The following is a 23809-nucleotide window of genomic DNA, read 5'->3' as shown; positions in this document are numbered from 1 at the left end:
TTATTGCTCCTTCTCTTCTTTTGCGCACTGGGCATGCGCAACCATTTTTAACTGATTTTCCAGTTCCATAAGCTTTTTATGCATACGCAGGTTATCAACCTGAAGCTCTTTGATGTCATTGCTGATCGGGTCCGGAAGATCTACCTGGTTCATATCCATACGTGGAATCTTTGCGCCATCCTGCTTTACAATTCTTCCAGGGACACCAACAACTGTACAATTAGCCGGTACTTCTTTCAACACAACGGATCCTGCTCCGATTTTTGAATTCTCGCCAATTTTAAATGATCCAAGAACCTTTGCTCCTGCGCTGACCATAACATTATCTCCAAGCGTCGGATGACGTTTTCCCTGCTCTTTTCCTGTACCGCCAAGTGTTACCCCCTGATACAAAGTAATGTTATCACCAAGTTCTGCCGTCTCACCAATGATAACGCCACTTCCGTGGTCAATAAAAAGACCTTTTCCAATAGTCGCACCCGGATGGATTTCAATTCCTGTCTTTCTGACTGCTCTTTGAGAAATCCAGCGCGCCATAACATAATGTCCCTTTTTGTATAATTTATGTGCGACTCTGTAATGAAGAATTGCCTTAAAACTAGGGTATAAAAATACTTCCATATTCGATTTGATTGCAGGATCCCGCTCACGAATCACCTGAATTTCTTCCTTGACATAGGATACAACTCCCATTTTAAGTTCCTCCCTTGACATATAATGATCAAATATATAGATGTTGGGGGCAAAAGCCCCAACTATGATGCCTACGGATTGTTCCGTGCTTTGCACTCCCACAATCCTCCCAATTATTCGCATATCGTGGGATTGTCATCCCACTTTTAGGCTCATATTGGGGCGGGTCCTAAGGTCTTTCATCCACTTATGAGCAAGCTCATGTGGATTTAGACCTTTTGACCCTGGCATCATATATAAAAAAACTTCGTCTCTCATAATAAGAGACGAAGTATATCCGCGGTTCCACTCTTTTAGAGATTCTGTCTTATGATCTTATGCAGACACCAATCTCCACTTTTCATACTTAACGCGTATCCACGTACTGCACTACCAGATTCCGATAAATCCTTCGCCCAGTCAACTCCCGGAGGCACTTCACAGATATTCCTCTTAAGAACGCTTTCAGCCGGTGACGTTCTCTCTCTGTCAGATTCTTATTCTGTTACTCTTTCCGTTCTAGGTCTTTGCCTGTTTAGAATATATAATATGTGAAAAAATACATTTTGTCAATCACAGATTCTACATAATTGCTTTATTAATTGTATCCTGCATCAGACAATAGCTTACAATTCCGAGGCCGAAAATTCCAAGGATCAGATATAAGATTCCTGAACTTCCATTCACGCCCTTGATCTGATCGCATTTTTCACCCATCTTGTACATCCAGTACCATCCATAGATTCCACATGTAATCAACGTGAACAGAAATACAAGTCCGCCTCCTGTCGCCTGTGTATCGCCACAAATCTGATTAACCTCGTCATTCAGCTTGATCATCCAGTAAATTCCATAGAGTCCGCATGTTACAATCGAAAGAATGACTGCAATCGCAATATTTCTCTCCTGGATTCCCGGGAATCTCTGATTCATGCCGCCTGCCGGGCCGCCATATTGATTCTGGTTTCCATAATTATTCTGATTTCCATATGCATTCTGACTATTATTCGTATCTGCACTTGTATACTGAGCCTGTCGTGGTACTTCGTATGTCTGCTGACTTTGATTCGCATTCACATCAGCTAAAGCTGCTCCACACTGTTTACAGAACTTTGCTCCGTCCTCACACTGAGCTCCACATTTGTGACAAAATTTCATCTTTCATTCCTCCTAAGTAAATCTATAAATATGCAGGGCAATCTTTTTGTGAAATAATGCTTTGCCCGCCAATATTTACGATGACTACATCATTTTTTATCATAACATAGTTTTCGGTATTCGTCTATTGCAGAATTCAAGAATGCCAATAGCGTTCTTGAATCAAACTACTTCATTCAGATAAATCCTGGAAAGTGGAATAATCTTTTCAAGCTCCGATTCCATTCGTCCCGACATGGAAACTCCTTCTTCTTTACTGATTTCTTCTACCGTTTTTGCACCAAAGACAAGTTCTCCCAATGCACTGACCGGCAGAATACCTTCACTGGTTTCTGGCTTTCCGTCCATAAGCATCAGTCCTGAAAACTCCGTTCCTGTCATTGTAACGTAACGGTTATTCTCCGGAATCAGTGGGTCTGTAACCTGAAAGCTGACTGCCATAAGACTTTTTAACTTCAGCGACATCAACATTCTTCTGACATCAACGATCCGAATCATAATCTTCGGTTTTGCCTCTTGTTTTTCCGCTTCTTCCGTCTCTTTAGATTCTTCATAATATGGTCTTACATCAACAATCTGTCCATCTTTTCTGTAGATGATAAGCTTTCCATCTTCACATGCCAGCTCTTTCAGTAATCGTTCATAATAATTCTTATCACGCTTGGCGTAAACCTGATATTTCCCCGCCAGTTCTTTCTGTGCCCAGGCTGCAATTTCATCACAATCTTTGTCTTCAGCCGCCTGTACAGTAATACTTTCCGCCAGCTTCTCCTCCGGAGCATAATATTCAATATTCTGTTCATACATCGTCCGGAAATCATGTGGCAGATAAATAGCCTCCGCTGCCGGCATCAGATAAGTAAATGTTACACCGGCCTGGTACATATCCAAAAGAGACTCTCTTAAAAGTCCGGCCATATACCTTCTGCCACGGTATTCCTTTCTCGTTGCAACTGCCACAATATAATAGGATTCCTTTTCAGTTCCATTGACCATCAGTGTATATGGATTTAAATGCAGCATAGCCTGAATATCATCGTCTTCCCGGACAACATAAATGATGTTGTCCTTTGTCTTCTCCTGATAATAATAATCTACAAAGCTTTTCTCGTCTTTTGAAAACACCTCTTCATAAAGCTTTCTCGTATCTAAATGCTGTGAAACTTCCAGCTTTTCAATTTTCATATGTCCTTTCCTCCAGCCACACTGTACATTTTACTTTATAATTCCAGATTATATAGATGTTGGGCTCAAAAGCACACAACTATGATACCTACGGATTCTGGCATCCACTACAGCCCGTACATCCGCCACAACTGCCTGCACAACCAGAACTTACATCTGCCGGACCGACACCGTAACTGTAATTCACAATCGTCTCAAGTGACGCAATTGCCTGCGCCGAAATACCTTCTCCGCTTCCGGTAAATCCAAGTCCTTCCTCTGTAGTTGCCTTAATATTCACCTGACTTACTTCAATTGCAAGGGCATCTGCAATATTTTTTTTCATCTGCTCAATATAAGGTGCCAGCTTCGGACGCTGTGCAATGATTGTCGCATCAATATTTCCAACCACATACAGCTCATCATCAATCAGCTCCCGTACATACTCCAGAAGCTTTATACTGGAAATTCCTTTATATTTTGAGTCTGTATCCGGAAAATGCTTCCCAATATCTCCAAGCGCTGCTGCTCCGAGAAGGGCATCCATAATCGCATGGAGAAGCACATCCGCATCCGAATGTCCCAAAAGACCTTTCTCATACGGTATCTGGACACCTCCGATAATCAGATCTCTTCCTTCTACTAATTTGTGAACATCGTATCCCAAACCAACTCGCATTTTAATTCCTCCACAAAACTTTTTTCATTCTCCGTTGTCAATGCCTTTTTTATTATACATGAGAGAATATTCAGAGTCAACGAAAGGCCACTATAGCCAGAGTTTTTTTGCATAATAGAAAATGCAATTTCTTTGCTTAAAAAAACAGGTGCAGTACACAAAGTATTTGACAGCCATTCTACGAGCTGATTAAAAATCTGTTCTTCTTTATCTGTAAATTCTGCAACTAATATTTTCCCATAATATCAACAACTTTCATAATAAATTTCACAAGAACAATTATTCTATAATATGTCATCAAATAACTTTAGCTGAATACCTTTGCTTTTCTCTTCAAATTTGCTTAAATATTCAAAGATAATTTTGTTATCATGTACTATCCCGTTATCTTCACATATTTGATGAAAAAGTTTCATCAATATCGCATTATTTGGACTGTTTATCTGATACTGCATACCATAAGTTTGTATATATTTATCTTTCAAATACGGAAATAATCTGTCTAACTGACTATAAAAATATTCTCTATTTCCCTCACGAAGCGTTAGTCCCATTCCGAAGCAGATAACACCATAAACTTTTGCTTCAATACAATAATTTAAAATTCCTTTAATATTATCTTCTGTATCATTGATAAAAGGCAGAATAGGGCAAAGCCAGACAACTGTGGGAATACCAGCATCATGTAGTTTTTTTAGAGCTTCAACTCTTTCTTTTGTTGTGCTGACATTTGGTTCAATTTTTTTGCATAAATCCTCATCATAAGTCGTTAATGTCATTTGTACTACACATTTTGTTTTTTCATTGATAGCCTTTAATAAATCTAAATCCTTTAATACACGATTAGATTTTGTTATCAGAGTAAAACCAAAACCGTACTTATATGCTAACGATAATGCTTTTCTGACACTACTAAATTCATCTTCAAGCGGAATATAAGGATCTGTCATAGAACCAGTGCTCAACATACATTTTAATCGTTTTCTTTTTAAAGTATTTTCTAAAAGGATAATAGCATTTTCTTTGACTTCAACATCTTCAAAAGCATGTTCCATGTGGTAACATTTGCTTCTTGAGTCACAATATATACAGCCGTGCGTACAACCTCGATATAGGTTCATTCCATTTGATGAAGATAAAATCCCTTTCACTTTTTTTAAGTGCATAAACTATACCTTTATAATTGAAATTTCTTTTTTAAAAAAGTTTCATTCAAAAGATGATTAGTCACAAAATCACCGTTATAAAATACAGCCCAATTATTGAAAATACAAGGAACATTTTTAGCTTTTTCTAAAGTATCTACAGCAATTAGATTTAATGGTATATTATTTTTATTACAGTATTCCTGTACTTGTTCAATGCAATTAGGAATATATGGACACTGTAATCCATAATAGATTGTCAGCTCCTTTTGCTCTATTGTCATTTTTTTTGCGTTTTCAGAAAAACAAGGCTTATTCCCATCAAAAGACAATGACAATAACTCATAATCATTCCCAACCGTATCTACCACTTCAAAACCATATTTCAGAAAAAACTTCTTATCAGATAAAAAAGGCTTTTTCTTTTTTGAACTGAAAACGCATACACCTGATTTCCCAGTTTCCTTTGCGTCATGAATACAATATTCAAGTAAAGATTTTGCATATCCTTTTCCCTTAAAAGAGCCAGATACCCAAAGGCAGTAAATATACAGATAGTTTTCTCCAGAAACAGGAACCCATGCTGTTTCTATCGGAGCATATTCAATAAATACTTTTCCTTTTTTATCAAGTTTACGGAAAATATGACCTTCTTCAATTCGTTTCTTAAGCCATTGCTTTTTTACTGATACTCCAACTTGATGTTTTTTATCCGAAATTGCACAACATATATGTTCTGTGTCCAGATTATCCAACGTTAAGTTCATAAATGTTTCATTCATAAATAGTTCACCCCTTAATATTTTTTCATCTGTATTATATCACAATAACCTTGACAACATATGTCATGGTTTATTTTGTTCGCATATTTTTTTTGCTTCATTGTAGACAATTTTTTTTAAATACTTTGGTTCTATGATACAAACCTTTGAACCAAAAGAAAGAAGATAACCAATCAGCCATTCATCTATAGGCATTGTAGCGGAAATTATAAAATCACCATTATCGTCTTGATTGATTTCATCAACTTCAAATTCATCATAAATCCGATAAGCCATTTCTTGAGGAAAACGCAGTATAATATTTTCACAATTTGCTTTTATTTCCTTTTTTTCTTCTTGTGGAAATTCCATAGGATTAAAAAATTTTTCCATAATCCTTGCTTGTATAATACGTGTCAATTTAAAGATACGGAAATCGGACTTATTCATACAAAAGGCTTTTATATACCAGCTTTTCGCTTTATACACCATTTTAAGCGGACAGATAACTCTTTCAATCACTTCTCCACGAGTATTCACATAAACAATACAAAGCATTTTGTGTGATATGATTGCTTCCTTTACCTTTTGAAACATAGCATTATCTTGCGATTTATTCCCCCAGCGTGAAAAATCAACCTCAAGCCAATTTTCACTTTTTATACAAAAAAAAGAAATCTGCTTTTGCAAATTCCTTTTCTTACACAAGTAGCGGGAACTGGATTTGAACCAGCGACACCGCGGGTATGAACCGCGTGCTCTAGCCAACTGAGCTATCCCGCCATATATTGAGGTATATATGGGACCAATAGGGCTCGAACCTATGACCCTCTGCTTGTAAGGCAGATGCTCTCCCAGCTGAGCTATGATCCCATATCTTGTGGCTCTCTCGAACCGACTTCGTTAGTATACATCAATATAGTGAGTATTGTCAATAACTTTTTTTATTTTTTTATTATCTTTTTTAATTTTTCCAGATCGTCCATATCAGGATGTGACAATGCACAGTCAAAATTTGCGATCAACATATCAAGATTCGCTGGATGTTCCGGATTTTCTTTCATCTTTACATATCGTTCACGCACAGATTGTGGCATTTTTCCCTGGCACATATACTCTCCAATAACAGCATTGCTTGAATCAATGGATTGTTTGACTTGTCCGAGGATCTTTTCAAAATATACATCACTTCCACCGAACCCAGCCGTTCCAAACAGAAAAATCTTCTTGTTTTTTAGTTTCGCTAATAATTCTAATGTCTTGGTATCCGCACTCCCTTTGTCAGTCCAAAATCCGATATACAACAAATCGGATGGAGGGATCTTTGAATCATTCTCCCCAAAATAATCACACTTATCTTTTGGCAATATTTCATAGACTGCATCAGCCAGCTTCTTTGTATTACCAGTTGAACTACTGAATACGATTGAATAATTTTCTTGTTCCATATCTCATCGTCTCCTTCTTTGTTTGATTTTTGCTGTACTAAACTCTCTCCAGATTATGTTGTAACGCATCAATCAAATCTTTAATAACAATTGGCTTGGATAAAAATCCATCCATACCACATTCCAGTGCTTTCTTTCTATCTTTCTCAAAAGCATTGGCAGTCATAGCAAGAATTGTAATTCCCGCCAATTTGGGATCCTCCAGTGCACGGATCTGCTTTGTTGCCTCATATCCATTCATCACAGGCATCTGCACATCCATCAGCACCAGATCATAGCCAGCTGCTGTTGAATTCTTAACCTTCTCCACTGCCTCTGCTCCATCTTCTGCTGTATCAACCAGGAAGCCATATTCATTAAGGATCTCCACCGCAATTTCACTGTTCAAAAAGGTCTTTGTTCACTACAAAGCCATGCGCATCCGCACACACCGGAAGCCAGTTTACGCTTCCATCTTCATTCATAAAATTATTAAGATATGTGTCATAGACAGCACCTGCCACGTTAGTTGTAGAAAGATCCATCAGACTGTCTTTCAGAGGACTTGCATCGTGAAGCGAAAAACGACAGCAGGTTATAATATCCGGAAATCCACCGTTTTCCTTAAGAAACTTGTAGAAATCCAGGTCATTATTGCCTACTACAAATTCAACATTGATATTCGGAAGCTGTTCCATTTTTTCTTTTTCAATATGCTCTCCCTTGTGAAATTGTTTTCCACTAATTCATGAATTATCTTTACTAATAGTTTCGTATCAACAGATTATATAAAAAACACCATCTAAAATAGACAGTGTACATTCTTTTTTTACAACTGGCTACCATTTTACAGGTCCTATAGCTTTGCGTCGCAGACTTTCGTCTGTTTTGCCCAAAATATTATTTTAATTATAGCACTTCTTATTTTCTCATGTCCATATTTTTCTATGTTAGAGTATAAAAAAAAGAACACACAATGTGAATTCTCTTTCCAAGTAGCGGGAACTGGATTTGAACCAGCGACACCGCGGGTATGAACCGCGTGCTCTAGCCAACTGAGCTATCCCGCCATATTTATATTCGCTGCTCTCTTGAACCAGCCTACTAAGTTTACAATAAGATTCTACTTTCGTCAACATATTTTTTAAAATTTTTCAATTTTTTCTACATTTGCAAAAATTCCATCTTTTATTCCGTCCCTCGCATCAGTAAATACCGGTGTTCCAATAGATAATCAAAAGAAAAAGTGAGTCTGTGCGTGGAATCCGTTTTTACCTCGTAGATATATTTTCCCGAACTCCTGCACATTCTCACCGAGTATATTTACTCCTCTTCCTGATCAGGCGTTTAAAATATTCATGAATTCTTCTCCTGTAATCGTTTCTTTCTCATACAGATACCTTGCCAGATCGTCCAGTTTTTCTCTGTTCTCCATCAATATTCCAGCTGCTTTTTCGTGTTCACTTCGAACAACTTCCACAACCTTCTCATCAATCTTTGTCTGCGTCTCTGCCGAACAGGTCAGGGAAGAATCTCCGCCCAGATACTGATTCGTCTGCACTTCCATTGCAACCATATCAAAATCACACGTCATTCCATATCTTGTGATCATAGCCCTTGCAAGCTTGGTTGCCTGTTCAATATCATTGGAAGCTCCCGTCGTGACTGAACCAAACACAATTTCTTCCGCTGCCCTTCCTCCTGTAAGAGTCGCGATCTTATTCAGGATTTCTTCTTTTGTCATCAGATAATGATTGCCTTCCTCGACCTGCATCGTATAGCCAAGAGCCCCCGACGTTCTGGGAACAATGGTAATCTTCTGTACCGGAGCTGAATTAGTCTGTTTTGCAGCCACAAGCGCATGCCCGATTTCATGATATGCCACAATACGCTTTTCTTTATCTGTCAGGATCGCATTTTTCTTCTGATATCCGGCGATAACAACCTCAATACTCTCCTCCAGATCTTCCTGCGTTACAAATTTACGGTTGTCACGAACTGCACGAAGTGCTGCTTCATTTACAATATTAGCAAGTTCCGCTCCAGAAGCTCCGGAAGCCATACGTGCCACTTTATTATAATCTACATTATCACCAACTTTTATTTTTTTTGCATGAACCTTCAGGATATCTTCTCTTCCTTTCAGATCAGGAAGTTCTACCGGCACACGTCTGTCGAACCGTCCCGGTCTTAAAAGAGCCGGATCCAGGGATTCTGGACGGTTCGTTGCCGCAAGAATGATCACGCCCGTGTTGTCTTCAAATCCATCCATCTCTGTCAGCAACTGATTCAAGGTCTGCTCACGTTCATCATTTCCACCTATCTGTCCATCCCGCTTCTTACCGATTGCATCTATCTCATCAATAAACACAATACATGGTGCTTTTTCTTTTGCCTGTTGGAACAGATCACGCACCTTTGATGCACCCATACCAACGAACATCTCTACAAATTCAGAACCGGACATGGAGAAAAATGGAACATTTGCCTCACCGGCAACTGCTTTTGCAAGCATCGTCTTACCTGTTCCCGGAGGTCCTACAAGAAGAATTCCTTTCGGCATCGATGCTCCGATTTCTTTATATCTGGCCGGGTTATGAAGATATTCTACAATCTCGCTTAAATTCTCTTTCGCCTCATCTTCACCTGCAACATCACGGAAACGGATTCCCTCGGATGATTTCACATAAATCTTCGCACTGCTTTTTCCCATTCCGAAAGACATGGCATTTTCCCCACCAGCCCGCTTCATCAATTTTCTGGACATGTATTCTCCCAATGCCACAAAAAACAAGATTGGAAGCACCCAGGATAAAATATTAACCAGGATCGGAGATGACTGATCAATTTCTTCTCCGTAAAAAGAAACATCCGCTTCATATAATCGTTTCGTCAGATCCGGATCATTGACCATCGCCGTTTTGTAAATAGTCTTCCCGTCTTTTCCTGTAAATAAGATCGTATTATCCTGTTGCTGCAATTCTACTTTTTTTATCTCCTTTTTCTCGGTCATAGAGATAAATGTTCCATAATCTACATCTTTGATCTGCTTTTCCTTTATGTAAGGCATCGCAATAATGTTAAATAATATCAGGATAATCAGCACAATCGTATAATAAAACATCAACGGTTTTTTCGGCCGTTTCACTTGTTCCATAATCATTCCTCCATTCTGTCAATATCGAATTCAATTTTCTTTTATATGGTAACAGTTTTTGTCTGATTATTCCAGTTTTATATTATGAAAATTGTATGAATTTCGTAAAATAAAAATATTAAAGTACAATCTTCCGATTATAATTCCTTCGGTTTCGGCCACTTCTGAGTACCGGCTTTTAAGAACTGTGATTTATCTATAAACTTCAGTCTCCTTTTCAAGAACCAGACAGATGCCAGGAAATAAAAAGCAACTCCGCCTAGTATATTTATCCAATAACCCAGATACATACCCAGCAGCGTTATACCGATCAACACTGCTGCGATCAATGCAGGTACCGGATGGATTGGTGCAACATATCCACGCTCAATCGTTCCAAGGGGATACATTTTCCGGAACCGGAACATCATGATCACTGTCAGCACATATACTATCAACGCTGAAAATATAGAAAATGTAACAACCTGATCCAACATTCCTGTAAATGCAAATGCCATAGATATCGGCAGTAAAAATACAGTTGCCCGGTACGGTGTCTTATATTTCGGATGTGTCTTTGCAAATATAGGCGGGATCAGCCCATCTCTTGACATTGCAAACCAAGCTCTGCTTGCATCGTTAATGCAGCCATTTGCTGAAGCCAGACACGCCATGATCGTACCAACAAACAATGCAATGATAACATATAATTTTCCAGTTGCCAATGCCGCGTCATACAACGGATATGCAGACTCACCAAGCTTTTCTGCCGGGACAAGACCTGAGCACACAAACCATGTTGTAGTAGCACCAATCAGCAGCACAGACAAACCTATCATAGTTCCCAGTGGCAGAGCTCTGCTGGTAGACCTGCATTCTTCTGCCGCCAGTGCTCCTCCTTCGATTCCCAGAAAAAACCAGACTGCAAACTGCATGGCTGCAATAATTCCAAGATAACCATATGGAAGTCCATCTGTCATTTTTTTCAAATTAATCAAAGTCATCTGTGGATCATAAAAACTTGTTGAAAACAATAAAATAAATATCGTCACAAATGCAACTGCCGTAATCACAAAATTCAGGGTCAAGGTTGCATAGACACCACGGTAATTCATATATGTCAGCACAAGCAGACTTAATATGATAAACGGCAGCGCTTTCACATTCGGGTTCAATGATTCAAGTATCTGTCCAACGACCAGAACATCGGCTGCTTCCAGCATTGCATATTCCAGCACAAGCATCAGCCCTACGTTAAATGCAGCTAAAGGTCCAAGCATATATTTCGCCATTGTATACTGTCCGCCTGCCTCCGGCATGACAGAACCCATCTCCGTATTCATCATCACAATCATGACATAAAGCATGGCTACCATCCAAAGTGCAATAACAGAACCAATCGATCCTCCTTTTGCGACCGTAAAATTCCATCCCATGAACTCTCCAACAAGTACAATTCCTACTCCAAGAGCCCAGATATGCATTGGTCCAAGAACTTTCGAAAGTCCCTGACTCTTTTCATTTGTCTTTTCTTTCTCCATAAGTATGCCTCTTAGTCTTTCTTTTCAAGCTTTTTCTCTTCTCTGTTCCTTTTTTCCACTTTTATCAGATCACTCAAAATCAAATAAAGAAATACTGCACATAATACCCATGCTGCAATATTTATAATTGTCCATATGCTCATACCTGTTCCTGCTCCTTTTCGCTATATTCCAGTTCAATAATTTCCTTTAAATCTTTTTTGCTTCTTTTCACAAGAAATGTTACATATGCTGCCAGCGCAACTACAACCGGCACCAGTGTAGATGCCTGGATCACATATGCTTTTCCTGCCTCCTTGACACCTGCAAGATTTTGAAAAAGCATCGTCACAAGCAAAACCACAAAGCATAGGATCATTACGAAAAACACATCTATCACTTGCATTATTTTTTCTTTTTTCGTTTCTTTTTTATTTTCCATCTTCTGTCACTCCTGCTACGCATCTTTCTTCTGCAATTTCAAATTTTCAAGATCCTCTTTATAAATCACATCTTTGTTTCTTTTTAAGTGTCTGTAAACTGCAAAAAGTCCGAGGGACAATGCACTTCCAGTCACCAACGCAATACAAATCATAATTGTTCTTGTAGTCGAATCTCCCGCTACCTGTAAAGCCTGTCGTAATATCGTACTTAAAATACACCACATAAATATTGCAAACCCTGCCAGAAGAATGCAATCCCTGTGGTAGACTTTCTGGATTTCCGCCTCAGACACTTCCATTTTTGATCCCATTTTTTCATCCTTTCTGTATAAAATTTCCCGCACGCTTTTCAATGTTATCATGATAACATTAGTCGTTTATATTATACTCTTTTTTGCATAAAATTCAATTACTTTTTTAATAAGTGGAAAATCTTTTGAACATAAAGTACTGATTCTGCCGGAGACTTTTTGCATAACAGGAAATAAAATTCCTGTTATGCAAAAAGAAAGCCCCGTAAATCCGGGACTTTCCAAATATTTTAGTGTTTTTTATACAATTCCCTGAGCTGTCATAGCATCTACAACTTTCTCAAATCCTGCAATGTTAGCTCCTGCTACGTAGTTACCTTCCATATCGTAACGTTTTGCAGCATCTACCATGTTGTGGCAGATATTTACCATGATGTTCTTCAGTTTTGCATCAACCTCCTCGAATGTCCAGCTAAGTCTCTCACTGTTCTGTGACATCTCAAGAGCAGATGTAGCAACACCACCGGCATTCGCTGCTTTTCCAGGTGCAAAGATTACACCGTTCTCCTGCAGATACTCAGTTGCCTCGTATGTAGTAGGCATGTTAGCACCCTCGCATACAGCTACACAACCGTTTGCTACTAACTGTTTTGCATCCTCTAAGTGAAGCTCGTTCTGCGTTGCACATGGAAGAGCCAGATCTACCTTTACAGACCATACGCCACGTCCCTCATGATACTCTGAGTTCGGACGATAGTTCTTGTACTCTGTCAGTCTTGCGCGTTTTACTTCTTTAATTTCTTTCAGAGCTGCAACATCAATTCCTTCTGGATCATATACCCAGCCTGTAGAATCGCTGACTGTAACAACCTTAGCTCCAAGCTCCTGAGCCTTCTGTGTTGCGTAGATTGCAACATTACCGGAACCGGATACTGCAACTGTCATACCCTTGATATCTTTTCCGTTGAGTTTCAGAAGTTCCTCTGTCAGATACAGAAGTCCATAACCTGTGGCTTCTGTTCTTGCTAAAGATCCACCGTAACTTAATCCTTTACCTGTAAGTACACCTTCGTATACTCCGCGGATTCTCTTGTACTGACCAAACATATATCCAATCTCTCTTGCGCCTGTTCCGATATCTCCGGCCGGAACGTCAGTGTCAGCACCGATATATTTGCAAAGTTCTGTCATAAAGCTCTGGCAGAATGCCATAACTTCTCTGTCGGATTTTCCCTTAGGGTCGAAATCAGAACCACCTTTTCCTCCTCCGATTGGAAGACCTGTCAGTGAGTTCTTGAATACCTGCTCAAATCCAAGGAATTTGATGATTCCAAGGTTTACGGAAGGATGAAGGCGTAAGCCTCCTTTGTATGGTCCGATTGAACTGTTGAACTGTACACGGTAACCTGTATTTACCTGAACCTGTCCATTATCGTCTACCCATGGAACACGGAATTTGATCTGTCTCTCAGGCTCAACCAGTCTCTCAAGCAAAGCGTCTTTTCTGAATTTCTCCTCGTTTGCTTCGATTACCACTCTCAATGATTCCAATACTTCTTTTACTGCCTGGTGGAATTCTGGCTCAGCAGGGTTCTTTGCCACTACTTTTTCCAGTACTTCATCAACATATGACATACCTTTGTACCTCCTGAAAAAATGTTATTATGAAATTTAAAGCGCCATATTTCTTGATTTATTTGCATTCATTATTCAAAAAAAAGAAGGACGGCAAAACCGTTCTTCTCCTTCGACGCTTTTGTCCTTTAATATTGTAAAGTATTTTACTTTATAACACAAGATTTTTTTGCAAAAAAATGTTATTTTTATATTTTGTGCATTTTTAATTTTCATTTCCTGCATAATTTTGTATTTTTGCCAAAATACAGAACAAGCGCCTGCAAAATTTGCAAGCGCCTGATTATTTTTATTTAAAATATTTCACTCCAGACTCAAAGATCTTCAGATCCTGTTCTCCGTAAACGTTCATTGCAACGGAACGTCCACGTCTTTCTGAATGGGCCATTTTACCAAATACTCTTCCATCCGGGCTGGTGATACCTTCGATTGCAAGATAGGATCCATTAATGTTCCATGTCTCATCCATAGATACATTTCCCTGTGGGTCGCAGTACTGAGTTGCAACCTGTCCATTTGCGATCAGCTTGTCAAGCCACTCTTTGCTTGCAACAAAACGTCCCTCTCCGTGAGATGCCGGGTTTGTGTAAACTCCGCCAAGCTTTGCTCCGGAAAGCCATGGAGACTTGTTGCTGACTACTTTCGTGTACACCATCTTAGAAATGTGGCGTCCAATTGTATTGTAAGTCAGTGTCGGAGAATCCTCTGTCTGTCCTGTAATTGTTCCATTTGGAACAAGTCCCAGTTTTACAAGAGCCTGGAATCCATTACAGATACCAAGTACCAGCCCGTCACGCTCCCCAAGAAGTTTCTCAACCGCCTCTTTCATCTTCGCATTCTGGAATGCAGTTGCAAAGAATTTCGCAGAACCATCCGGTTCATCACCAGCGCTGAATCCACCTGGGAACATGATCATCTGAGACTGCGCGATTGCTTTTTCAAATACATCGACAGAATCTACAATATCGGAAGCACTCATATTGCGGAATACTTTTACGATTGTTTTTGCTCCTGCTCTCTCAAAGGCTCTCTTGCTGTCATACTCACAGTTTGTTCCAGGGAATACCGGAATAAATACAGTCGGCTGAGCGATCTTGTGTTCGCAGATATGTACTTCTTTTGTATCAAAAAGACCTGTGTCGATCTTCTCGTCCTGTCCCTCTGCTTTGGAATTTGTAGCAAATACGCTCTCTAGTGTACTCTCCCATGCTTTTTGGGCATCTGCAAGGGCAATCTTTGTATCTTTGTATTCAAAATTCTGCTCTTCTGTCACTTCACCGATGACTGTGTAATCAATCGTCAGTCCATCCAGCTTGTCAGCCGGAACTTCAGCGATCAGATCTCCAAATGCAGGTGCGAACAAGTCTTTTGCCTCTACGCTCGCATCTAATGTTACACCCATGCGATTACCAAATGCCATCTTGCTGACAGCCGGAACGATTCCGTGTCTGTCAAGTGCATAAGCTGCCACAATCTTGCCGTCATGGATATCAGCAGTAAATTTACCATACTGGTCCATAACTTTTTCATAAACCGGAACATCATACTCGTCTGTCGGGATCTGAAGCCATACAAGCTTATCTCCTGCTTTCTTAAGCTCCGGTGTAATAATATCTTTTTCTGTTGCCACATCCACTGCAAAAGAAACCAGTGTCGGTGGTACATCAATATGCTCAAATGTTCCGGACATACTGTCTTTTCCACCGATAGAAGGAAGACCAAATCCAAGCTGTGCACTGTAAGCACCAAGAAGTGCTGCGAATGGCTGGCTCCATCTATGTGGATCCTCTGTCATACGGCGGAAGTACTCCTGGAATGTGAAACGGATCTTACTGTAATCTCCTCCTGCTGCCACAATTTTTGCTACAGACTCTGTCACTGCGTAAATAGCTCCGTGGTACGGACTCCATGTTGACAGATACGGATCGAATCCGAAACTCATCATTGTAACCGTATCGCAGTCTCCTGTCAGTACAGGAAGCTTTGCAACCATAGCCTGTGTCTCTGTCATCTGATACTGTCCGCCATGCGGCATAAATACAGAAGATGCTCCAATGGAACCGTCAAACATTTCCACAAGACCTTTCTGTGAGCACACATTCAGATCTTTTAATGTCTCCATCCACTTTTCTTTGACATCTGTCACTTCTTCTCTTACGAGGATACTGTCTTTGCGGCTTGGAATATCTACAGCTACTTTTGTCTCCTGATGAGCACCGTTAGTATCTAAAAATGCTCTGGATAAGTCTACGATCTTCTTACCTCTCCAGGATAATACAAGTCTTGGCTCCTCTGTTACGACAGCTACCTTTGTTGCCTCTAAGTTCTCTTCTGCTGCATATCCCATAAATTCATCTACATCCTTCGGGTCTACAACAACAGCCATACGCTCCTGAGACTCAGAAATTGCGATTTCTGTTCCATCAAGTCCTGCGTATTTCTTCGGTACTTTGTCCAGATCTACCTGAAGTCCGTCTGCAAGTTCTCCGATTGCAACAGAAACTCCTCCGGCTCCAAAGTCGTTACATTTCTTAATTAATTTGCTGACTTCCTCTCTGCGGAACAGTCTCTGGATCTTACGCTCTGTCGGCGGATTACCTTTCTGTACCTCTGCTCCACAAGTCTCGATAGACTCCTCTGTATGTACTTTAGAAGATCCGGTTGCTCCACCGCAGCCGTCACGTCCGGTACGTCCACCGAGCAGGATAATGATATCACCAGGATCTGAAGTCTCACGGATTACTGCACGTCTTGGTGCTGCTCCGAGAACAGCTCCGATTTCCATACGTTTTGCCACATAATTCGGGTGATAGATTTCCTTAACTGCACCAGTTGCAAGTCCGATCTGGTTACCATAAGAACTATATCCATGAGCTGCCTCACGAACCAGTTTCTTCTGAGGAAGCTTTCCTTTCATTGTATCTTTGATAGATACAGTCGGATCTGCTGCTCCGGTCACACGCATTGCCTGGTATACATAAGTACGTCCTGATAATGGATCTCGGATTGCTCCGCCAAGACATGTAGCAGCTCCACCAAAAGGCTCAATCTCTGTCGGATGGTTGTGTGTTTCATTTTTAAAGTTCACAAGCCACTCTTCTTCCACGCCATCTACCTTAATCGGTACAACAATACTGCAGGCATTGATCTCATCTGACTCTTCCTGATCCTGAAGCTTGCCTTCTTTTTTCAGCTTTCTCATAGCCATCAATGCAAGATCCATCAGACATACAAATTTGTCCTCACGCCCTTTAAAAATCTCGCTGTGATCGCGAAGGTACTGCTTGTAAGTATCTTCCATCGGTTTTCGATAATCTCCGTCTCCAAAGGAAACTTCTGTAAGTTCTGTTGAAAATGTTGTATGACGGCAATGGTCTGACCAGTAAGTATCCAGTACGCGGATCTCTGTCATGGAAGGATCGCGGTGCTCTTCCCCTTTGAAATGATTCTGGATATGCTGGAAGTCACGGAATGTCATTGCAAGTCCAAGAGAATCATATAATTTCTTAAGCTCTTCCTCTTTCATATCCTTAAATCCGTCAAATACAATAACATCAGCAGGCTCGTCAAATTTTGTCACTAGTGTCTCCGGCTTCTCCTCTGCTGCTTCTCTTGAGTCTACCGGGTTGATGCAGTGTTCCTTAATCTTCTGAAGTTCTTCTTCTGTAATAGCTCCATTCTTACCATGAATAATATAAGTCGTTGCAGTACGGATGACCGGCTGCTCGTCCTCTTTTACGAACTGGATACACTGAACAGCAGAATCTGCTCTCTGATCGAACTGACCCGGAAGAAATTCTACGGAAAACAGACTGTCTCCGGAACCAACAGGAGCCTCCTCGTTCCAAAGGACATCTACCGGCGGTTCAGCAAAGATACCATTGCATGCTCTTTCAAATGTCTCATCTGATACGTTCTCCACATCATAACGATTCAGGATACGCACATACTCTACGTCTTTGATTCCAAGATAATTGCGAATCTCATGTGCAAGTGCCTTCTGCTGGACATCATAGCTGCCCTTTTTCTCAACATACACTCTTCTTACATTACTCATTCGTCTTCCTCCATTGTGTTTATATTTTTATTTGGTAATAGTTCTGTTACTTTAAATCCTCATTATTTATTTCATTGTAACATACCCATCATTATTATTAAAATTAATATATTTAAATCCTTTTATAAGTTTTACTAATTTCTTTCTTTTTTCCATTTCCAGTTGTACACGACCGCTGCAACTCCCGGCACGGCAAGTAATACGATAAATATCACGCCGACCCGGATTACCATGTCTGAGAAAAATCCTTCTGGCAGCATGCGGATCATATAATCTGTCTCCGGGTCAAAGATCCAGAGATTATTTGTAAAAAACAATTTATGAAACAGCGTAAAACAGCTTGTAAAATCAATGCTCATGGCAACTCCCAGAATTGCCGCCAAAATAAGATAAACAAACAGCGCCTGCAAATATCCTAGCGGAACCAGTCTTCGGAAATCTGCTTTTTTTGCCCTAAGAACAATCATTAAAATAGTTGCAAGAATCACCGCATAATTCCGAAGCTTCAAACCTCCCAGAAACAAATTCCTCACATCTGCCATGTGAAGCCTGTCCTGTTCATTGAAGAAATCCTGATGCTCACCGTCCACATCTGTGACAATTGACAGCTTTTCTTCCTTTCCAATCAGATAAGCCATCATATGTTCTGTCACTGCCATCACATTGTCAATCTTCATATTCAGATCGTCCGTGACCCGGTACTTTTCATATTCCTTTTTATAAAATCCGTAATGGCTGTCTCCATAAACTGCAAGCTGAAATCCAGTAATCAGCAATGCAAAGATTACCAGGAGCATCGTAAATGTAATGGTAACTCTGTACCAGATCTTCATGTTATCTTCCTTTTCTTTCCTAAACTACCTGCGCATTTTTTGCGATCCAGGTTTTTATCTCTAGTATTATACCAAGATATCTCATATCTGTATAGAAAAATCACTTCAAAACAAATTCTGCCATTGCATTTTGCATTAATTTACCTTATAATCAAATTAGTATTTATTAGGGAGTCTTATTATGGATATTAATTACGAATTATATAAAGTGTTTTACCACGTAGCAACTACACTAAGTTTTTCGGAAGCTGCGAATAAATTATTTATCTCTCAGTCAGCCGTAAGCCAGTCTATCAAAGCGTTGGAAAAAAAATTAAATCAAAAGCTTTTTATCAGGAGTACCAAAAAGGTACGCCTGACACCGGAAGGCGAACTGCTTCTTCGTCATGTGGAACCAGCTATGAATCTGATTCACCGTGGGGAAATCCAGCTTTTAGAAGCTTCTGAAGGTGTAGGACAACTTCGCATCGGTGCCAGTGACACTATCTGCCGTTATTTTCTTGTTCCTTACCTGGAGCGTTTCCATAAGGAATTTCCGGGAGCTCACATCAAAGTAACAAATGCAACTTCTATCCACTGTGTAGAACTATTAGAAAATGGACAGGTTGACCTGATTGTTGTCAATTCTCCAAATCCATATCTCGGAAACTGTGAAACAAAACATATCCGCTCTTTCCAGGACGTGTTTGTTGCAAATCATTCTTTTGATAAACTTGTCGGAAGATGCTTAAGCTACAAAGAACTTTTAGAACATCCGATTCTGATGCTGGATAAAAAAAGTACAACCAGCGAATTCCTGCATAATCTCTTTTTACAGCACCAGTTAGATCTCGTGCCGGAAATTGAGCTGAGCAGTAATGATCTTCTCATTGACCTTGCAAAAATCGGGCTCGGCATTGCATGTATACCCGATTACTGTGTTACCGGAAAAGATCTGGAAAAATTATTTATTGTTGAGACAAAAGAAAAACTGCCGGTGAGAGAACTGGTCATTGCTTACAATGACCGCGTTCCCATCTCCAAGGCAGCTACAGAATTTCTGAAATATTTTTAGCAGTTCCTTTTAAGGATCCCTGCACCATCTGAGGTTTTCCACCGCCACGGCCCTGGAAAGCCTCATTTAATTTTTTGCTGATCACTCTTACATCTTCAGAATGGCTTCCGATAACATAACGATATCCTTCTTCATCATTTCCTGCAAAAATTGCACAAATCTTTGCACCTCTCTCTAATAGAAGGTTCATTAGTTCTCTCGGTTCATTTCCACTAAGTTCACTGTCAAATACCTTTACCAGTTCCGGAGTAACGTCAATCTCCTTTGCCTGATAAGCCAGTAATTTTTGTTTGAGAGCAGACACCTGATTTTTCAGGTCAAGCTGCTCTTCTTTTAATTTTTCTACAGCTTCGGCAACTTCTGTATCCTTTGCACAGAGCAGTGCAGAAATCTTCTTCACGCTCTCCTCTTTCTGCTGATGATCTGTAAGTGCACGGCTTCCACTTAACATAGTGATGCGTTCGCCGCCTTTGTATGACACCATATCCACCAGTTTGATATTTCCAATCTCCCCAGTTCTATCTACGTGTGGTGCACAGCATGCACAGACATCCACGCCCGGAATATTCACAATACGGACCTGCCCTTCAATTTCAATCTTACTTCTGTAAGTCAGATCTTTCAACTCTTCCTTTGTCGGGTAAAGAATCTCTATATTCAAATTCTTGTAAACGATGCGATTCGCCTCTTCTTCGATTTCTTTCAACTGCTCCTTTGTAATCGGTCCGTCAAAATCCATCGTACAGTAATCAGCTCCAAGATGGAATCCTACATTGTTGTATCCGAATCTTCCATGTACAATTCCTGAAATGATATGCTCGCCGCTATGTTGCTGCATACTTTCGAATCTCTTTTCCCAGTCAATTTCGCCTTTAACGATCTCGCCCGGTGTCAGTGCGCCATCTGTGTAATGATAGATAATTCCATCCTTCTCCTGCGCGTCCAGCACATGAACCCCTCCAAGAATTCCTGTATCTGCATACTGTCCGCCGCCTTCCGGGAAAAATACTGTCTTATCCAAAACTACTTTGTATCCTTCTCCTTCCGGCTCACATGAAATTACCTGTGCCTCAAAATCTCTTCTATGACTACTTTCGTAGTACAACTTGTCTGTCATGTTACCTATAAATCCTTCCTGTAATATATACTACTCTTCATGATACCTTCAGATTGCTCCGTGCTATGCACTCCCACAATCCGACCTTGTTATCATTACATTCTCTCTGGTGCTTCGAATCCAAGAACATCAATGCAGGACTCCAATACTTTCTTTGTCAGTATAAGCAGTGCAATGTATCCCTGTTTCTTTGCTTCGTTTTCCTCTGCCAGAATTTTGGTTTCATGATAAAAATGATTGAATGCATTTGCAAGATCATAAATATACGCACAGATTTTATGTGGTGCAAGTTCTTCGTAAGCATTTTCCATCATCTCGTTATATTTTACCAGCGCAAGCATCAATGCTTTCTCGCTCTCGCCGGACTGCTGATTTACCTTAAGTCCAGTGACCGCTTTTCCTTCTTCCTGGTATTTGTTCAGGATAGATTTGATACGCACGATGGTGTACAGAATATACGGTCCTGTATTTCCCTCAAAGGAAGTAAATCTGTCTACATCGAAGACATAATCTTTGGAAGCCTGATTGGACAGATCCCCGTACTTGATTGCAGCCATACCTACCGTTTTCGCAGTGTTCTTCGCTTCCTCTTCCTCTACAGTACGGTTGTCTGTGATCTTCTTGTACATTTCCTCCTGAATCTCAGCGATCAGATTCTCCAGACGCATAACACCACCTTCTCTTGTCTTAAATGGTTTGCCGTCTTTTCCATTCATGGTACCGAAACCTAAGAATTTCAGTTCTGTCTCAGAAGGAACGATTCCTGTCTTCTTTGCTGCACGGAATACCTGTACAAAATGTAACTCCTGACGCTTATCTACAACATAAATGACTTTGTCCGGATGGTAATCTTCCACTCGTTGAACCAACGTTGCAAGGTCTGTCGTTCCGTAGAGAGATGCTCCATCTGACTTTTGGATCATGCATGGTGGAATTTCCTTTGTGTCTGACTCTTCCTGTACATCAATCACAAGAGCTCCGTCATCGACATGTGCAAATCCTTCTTTTTTTAGCTGCTCAATCATATCCGGAATGTAAGCCTGTGCATCAGACTCACCTTTCCACAGATCAAAGTCCACATTCAGGTTCGCATAGTTCTTCTTCAAATCATTTACAGATACATGCATAATGTGGTTCCAGATTGCTGTATAACCTTTATGTCCGTTCTGGAGTAAATATGTGGCATGCAATGCACGCTCTCTGTACTCCTCATCCTCTTTTGCTTTTCCACTTGCTGTCGGATAGATCTCCTCCAACTCAGATATGGTAAATGGAGCCTCTGCCGGATATTCTCCTTTAAAATTCTCATCAAAATATGGAAGTTCTGGTTTTCTTTCCTTTAATTCCGTAATGATCAGTCCCATCTGATATCCCCAGTCTCCCAAATGGATATCTCCAAGAACATTATGTCCCATTTTTCTTGCAATTCGTTTTACGCTCTCACCAATAATTGCAGAACGAAGATGTCCTACATGAAGCGGTTTTGCCACGTTCGGTCCGCCGTAGTCGATCACGATCATCTTAGGCTTGTCAGTCTTATTCAGTCCGAGGTCTTCATCCGTCTCCATCTCATCCAGATAATCTGCTACAAATCTTTCGTCTAATTTCAGATTGATAAAGCCCGGATTTACTGCCTGAACATCGCAGAAGCAACCACTTCCTTCTAATTTTGCCACAACATCCTGTGCAATCATAATCGGTGCTTTATGATAAGCTTTTGCTCCTGCCATAGCACCATTACACTGATACTCGCAAAGATCCGGGCGGTTCGACAATGTTACTTTTGCATAATTCCTGTCATATCCTGCTGCTTCGAAAGCTGCTGCCAGTTCTTCCGCTATAAAATCTGATATTCTCTTCATGCTCTCTACCTCTTATTTATCGTAATTTTTCATTTACAAAATATGTCACATTGTATTTTAGCACAAGAAAATAAAGCCAACAACCTTAATTCTTTTCACACACAAGATTTTCAACGCTTTTTTAGAAAGTCTGGTTGCTATTCCAGCAAATCCATGCTATTATAATAGTAATAATTACTGTTATTATACAAGATGGGAGGTTACCTATGAACAAAAAAGTACTTCGAAATTTATCTTATGGTGTATATGCCGTTTCGGCACTTGGGGAGAATCGTATGTCCGGCTGCATTGCCAACAGTATTATGCAGATTACTTCTTCCCCTGCAACTTTAGCTGTCAGTATGAATCATGATAATTATACGCATGAATGCATTGAAAAAAGTGGAATGTTCGCAGTTTCCATACTTTCTGAAAAGACTGACCCCAATATCATCAGCCAGCTTGGATTTCAGTCTTCCAGAGATGTGGACAAGTTTATGAATGTTCCTTTTATTACAAAGCATAATATTGCCGTTGTCGATGATGCATGCGGTTATCTTGTCTGTAAGGTCATCGATAAAATGGAAACAAATACCCACACAGTCTTTCTTGGGGAAATCATTGACTGTGATATGTTGAATCAGGAAACACCTATGACCTATGCCTACTATCACAATATCATCAAAGGCAAGAGTCCGAAAAATGCACCGACTTACCAGCCGGAAGATCTGGATACGGTAGATTCTGCTTCTTCTGATTCTTCAATCACCTCCAGTAATTCCTCCGGAAATGGCAAATGGGTGTGTAGTATCTGCGGATATGTCTATGATGGTGATATTCCATTTGAAGAACTTCCAGACACATTTGTCTGTCCAATCTGTAAACAGGGCAAGGATAAATTTAAGCAAAGGTAAAG

At 40.2% G+C, this 23809-nt stretch carries 21 protein-coding genes, 3 tRNA genes, 1 pseudogene, 1 riboswitch and 1 other annotated feature; of the genes and pseudogenes, 2 read left to right on the top strand and 23 right to left on the bottom strand.

All coding sequences use genetic code 11. The annotated features are described in order from the left end of the window. From cysE to C7E02_RS00330, 21 genes and pseudogenes are all read right to left on the bottom strand, one after another. Entirely contained in the window at nucleotides 1-693 is a 693-nt protein-coding gene (cysE, locus tag C7E02_RS00425; RefSeq protein WP_005339233.1) for a serine O-acetyltransferase, read from the bottom strand. A gap of 259 nt (nucleotides 694-952) precedes the next feature. Beyond that, nucleotides 953-1203, bottom strand: a binding site (T-box leader). A 51-nt stretch (nucleotides 1204-1254) separates the two neighbouring features. Then, nucleotides 1255-1830, bottom strand: a complete 576-nt coding sequence (locus tag C7E02_RS00420; RefSeq protein ID WP_005331468.1) for a DUF4234 domain-containing protein — start codon at nucleotides 1828-1830, stop codon at nucleotides 1255-1257. A gap of 162 nt (nucleotides 1831-1992) precedes the next feature. Next, the gene (locus tag C7E02_RS00415) at nucleotides 1993-3015 is read right to left on the bottom strand and encodes a GNAT family N-acetyltransferase (RefSeq protein WP_029731667.1); all 1023 of its coding nucleotides are present in this window, start codon (nucleotides 3013-3015) and stop codon (nucleotides 1993-1995) included. 88 nt (nucleotides 3016-3103) lie between these two features. Continuing rightward, nucleotides 3104-3673, bottom strand: a complete 570-nt coding sequence (gene ispF, locus C7E02_RS00410; RefSeq protein WP_105308523.1) for a 2-C-methyl-D-erythritol 2,4-cyclodiphosphate synthase — start codon at nucleotides 3671-3673, stop codon at nucleotides 3104-3106. Between the two features lie 284 nt (nucleotides 3674-3957). Beyond that, nucleotides 3958-4839 carry an SPL family radical SAM protein gene (locus C7E02_RS00405; protein WP_005339226.1) on the bottom strand — a complete coding sequence of 294 codons (882 nt, stop codon included), beginning with the start codon at nucleotides 4837-4839 and terminating at the stop codon, nucleotides 3958-3960. A gap of 11 nt (nucleotides 4840-4850) precedes the next feature. Then, the gene (locus C7E02_RS00400) at nucleotides 4851-5600 is read right to left on the bottom strand and encodes a GNAT family N-acetyltransferase (protein WP_105308522.1); all 750 of its coding nucleotides are present in this window, start codon (nucleotides 5598-5600) and stop codon (nucleotides 4851-4853) included. Nucleotides 5601-5663: 63 nt separating this feature from the next. Further along, a complete protein-coding gene (locus C7E02_RS00395) occupies nucleotides 5664-6269 on the bottom strand; it encodes a WYL domain-containing protein (protein WP_105308521.1) in 606 nt (201 codons plus the stop codon). A gap of 19 nt (nucleotides 6270-6288) precedes the next feature. Next, nucleotides 6289-6362 (bottom strand) — tRNA-Met (locus tag C7E02_RS00390). A 17-nt stretch (nucleotides 6363-6379) separates the two neighbouring features. After that, nucleotides 6380-6452, bottom strand: a tRNA-Val gene (locus C7E02_RS00385). Between the two features lie 71 nt (nucleotides 6453-6523). Next, nucleotides 6524-7027 (bottom strand): flavodoxin family protein BilS, encoded by a 504-nt coding sequence (gene bilS / locus C7E02_RS00380; RefSeq protein WP_005331472.1) that lies wholly within the window; start codon nucleotides 7025-7027, stop codon nucleotides 6524-6526. Between the two features lie 37 nt (nucleotides 7028-7064). Then, nucleotides 7065-7415 (bottom strand): annotated as a pseudogene (locus tag C7E02_RS00375) (response regulator); the annotation flags it as partial. After that, entirely contained in the window at nucleotides 7405-7704 is a 300-nt protein-coding gene (locus tag C7E02_RS00370; protein WP_242978712.1) for a hypothetical protein, read from the bottom strand. The pseudogene C7E02_RS00375 and the gene C7E02_RS00370, both read right to left, overlap by 11 nt. Nucleotides 7705-7833: 129 nt before the next feature. Then, nucleotides 7834-7909: riboswitch (cyclic di-GMP riboswitch) on the bottom strand. A gap of 93 nt (nucleotides 7910-8002) precedes the next feature. Then, a tRNA-Met gene (locus C7E02_RS00365) sits at nucleotides 8003-8076 on the bottom strand. Between the two features lie 269 nt (nucleotides 8077-8345). Further along, complete coding sequence (ftsH, locus tag C7E02_RS00360; RefSeq protein WP_029732575.1) at nucleotides 8346-10163, bottom strand: ATP-dependent zinc metalloprotease FtsH; 1818 nt, start codon at nucleotides 10161-10163, stop codon at nucleotides 8346-8348. A 137-nt stretch (nucleotides 10164-10300) separates the two neighbouring features. Continuing rightward, entirely contained in the window at nucleotides 10301-11683 is a 1383-nt protein-coding gene (locus tag C7E02_RS00355) for an APC family permease (protein ID WP_105308519.1), read from the bottom strand. 11 nt (nucleotides 11684-11694) lie between these two features. Further along, nucleotides 11695-11826, bottom strand: a complete 132-nt coding sequence (locus tag C7E02_RS20020) for a hypothetical protein (RefSeq protein WP_005331475.1) — start codon at nucleotides 11824-11826, stop codon at nucleotides 11695-11697. After that, nucleotides 11823-12104: a hypothetical protein gene (locus C7E02_RS00350; RefSeq protein ID WP_029732576.1), complete on the bottom strand. Its 282-nt coding sequence runs from the start codon at nucleotides 12102-12104 to the stop codon at nucleotides 11823-11825. Before C7E02_RS00350 ends, C7E02_RS20020 begins: the two co-directional genes overlap by 4 nt. A 15-nt stretch (nucleotides 12105-12119) precedes the next feature. Next, entirely contained in the window at nucleotides 12120-12416 is a 297-nt protein-coding gene (locus tag C7E02_RS00345) for a hypothetical protein (protein WP_005339212.1), read from the bottom strand. A gap of 240 nt (nucleotides 12417-12656) precedes the next feature. Further along, a complete protein-coding gene (gene gdhA, locus C7E02_RS00340; RefSeq protein ID WP_005339209.1) occupies nucleotides 12657-13991 on the bottom strand; it encodes an NADP-specific glutamate dehydrogenase in 1335 nt (444 codons plus the stop codon). Between the two features lie 289 nt (nucleotides 13992-14280). Next, the gene (locus C7E02_RS00335; protein ID WP_105308517.1) at nucleotides 14281-18048 is read right to left on the bottom strand and encodes a phosphoribosylformylglycinamidine synthase; all 3768 of its coding nucleotides are present in this window, start codon (nucleotides 18046-18048) and stop codon (nucleotides 14281-14283) included. Between the two features lie 134 nt (nucleotides 18049-18182). Beyond that, nucleotides 18183-18881, bottom strand: coding sequence for a TIGR01906 family membrane protein (locus tag C7E02_RS00330; RefSeq protein WP_105308516.1), 699 nt, complete (start codon nucleotides 18879-18881; stop codon nucleotides 18183-18185). A 181-nt stretch (nucleotides 18882-19062) separates the two neighbouring features. On the opposite strand from C7E02_RS00330, the gene C7E02_RS00325 reads away from it, so the two are divergent. Then, a complete protein-coding gene (locus C7E02_RS00325) occupies nucleotides 19063-19935 on the top strand; it encodes a LysR family transcriptional regulator (protein WP_005339204.1) in 873 nt (290 codons plus the stop codon). On the opposite strand, the gene C7E02_RS00320 is transcribed toward C7E02_RS00325, so the two are convergent. Together C7E02_RS00320 and argS are read right to left on the bottom strand one after the other, a co-directional pair. Beyond that, the gene (locus C7E02_RS00320) at nucleotides 19910-21052 is read right to left on the bottom strand and encodes a serine-tRNA(Ala) deacylase AlaX (protein WP_029731874.1); all 1143 of its coding nucleotides are present in this window, start codon (nucleotides 21050-21052) and stop codon (nucleotides 19910-19912) included. The two genes, C7E02_RS00325 and C7E02_RS00320, sit on opposite strands and share 26 nt — an antisense overlap. Nucleotides 21053-21147: 95 nt before the next feature. Next, complete coding sequence (gene argS, locus C7E02_RS00315; protein ID WP_105308515.1) at nucleotides 21148-22914, bottom strand: arginine--tRNA ligase; 1767 nt, start codon at nucleotides 22912-22914, stop codon at nucleotides 21148-21150. 206 nt (nucleotides 22915-23120) lie between these two features. Between argS and C7E02_RS00310 the strand changes: the two genes are divergently transcribed. After that, complete coding sequence (locus C7E02_RS00310) at nucleotides 23121-23807, top strand: flavin reductase (RefSeq protein ID WP_005331488.1); 687 nt, start codon at nucleotides 23121-23123, stop codon at nucleotides 23805-23807. Nucleotides 23808-23809: the final 2 nt, after the last annotated feature.

Source organism: Dorea sp. Marseille-P4042 (assembly GCF_900290215.1).
GTDB lineage: Bacteria > Bacillota > Clostridia > Lachnospirales > Lachnospiraceae > Dorea > Dorea formicigenerans.
Note: the sequence above shows the minus strand (reverse complement) of the source record. Positions and strands in the feature narration are given on the sequence as shown.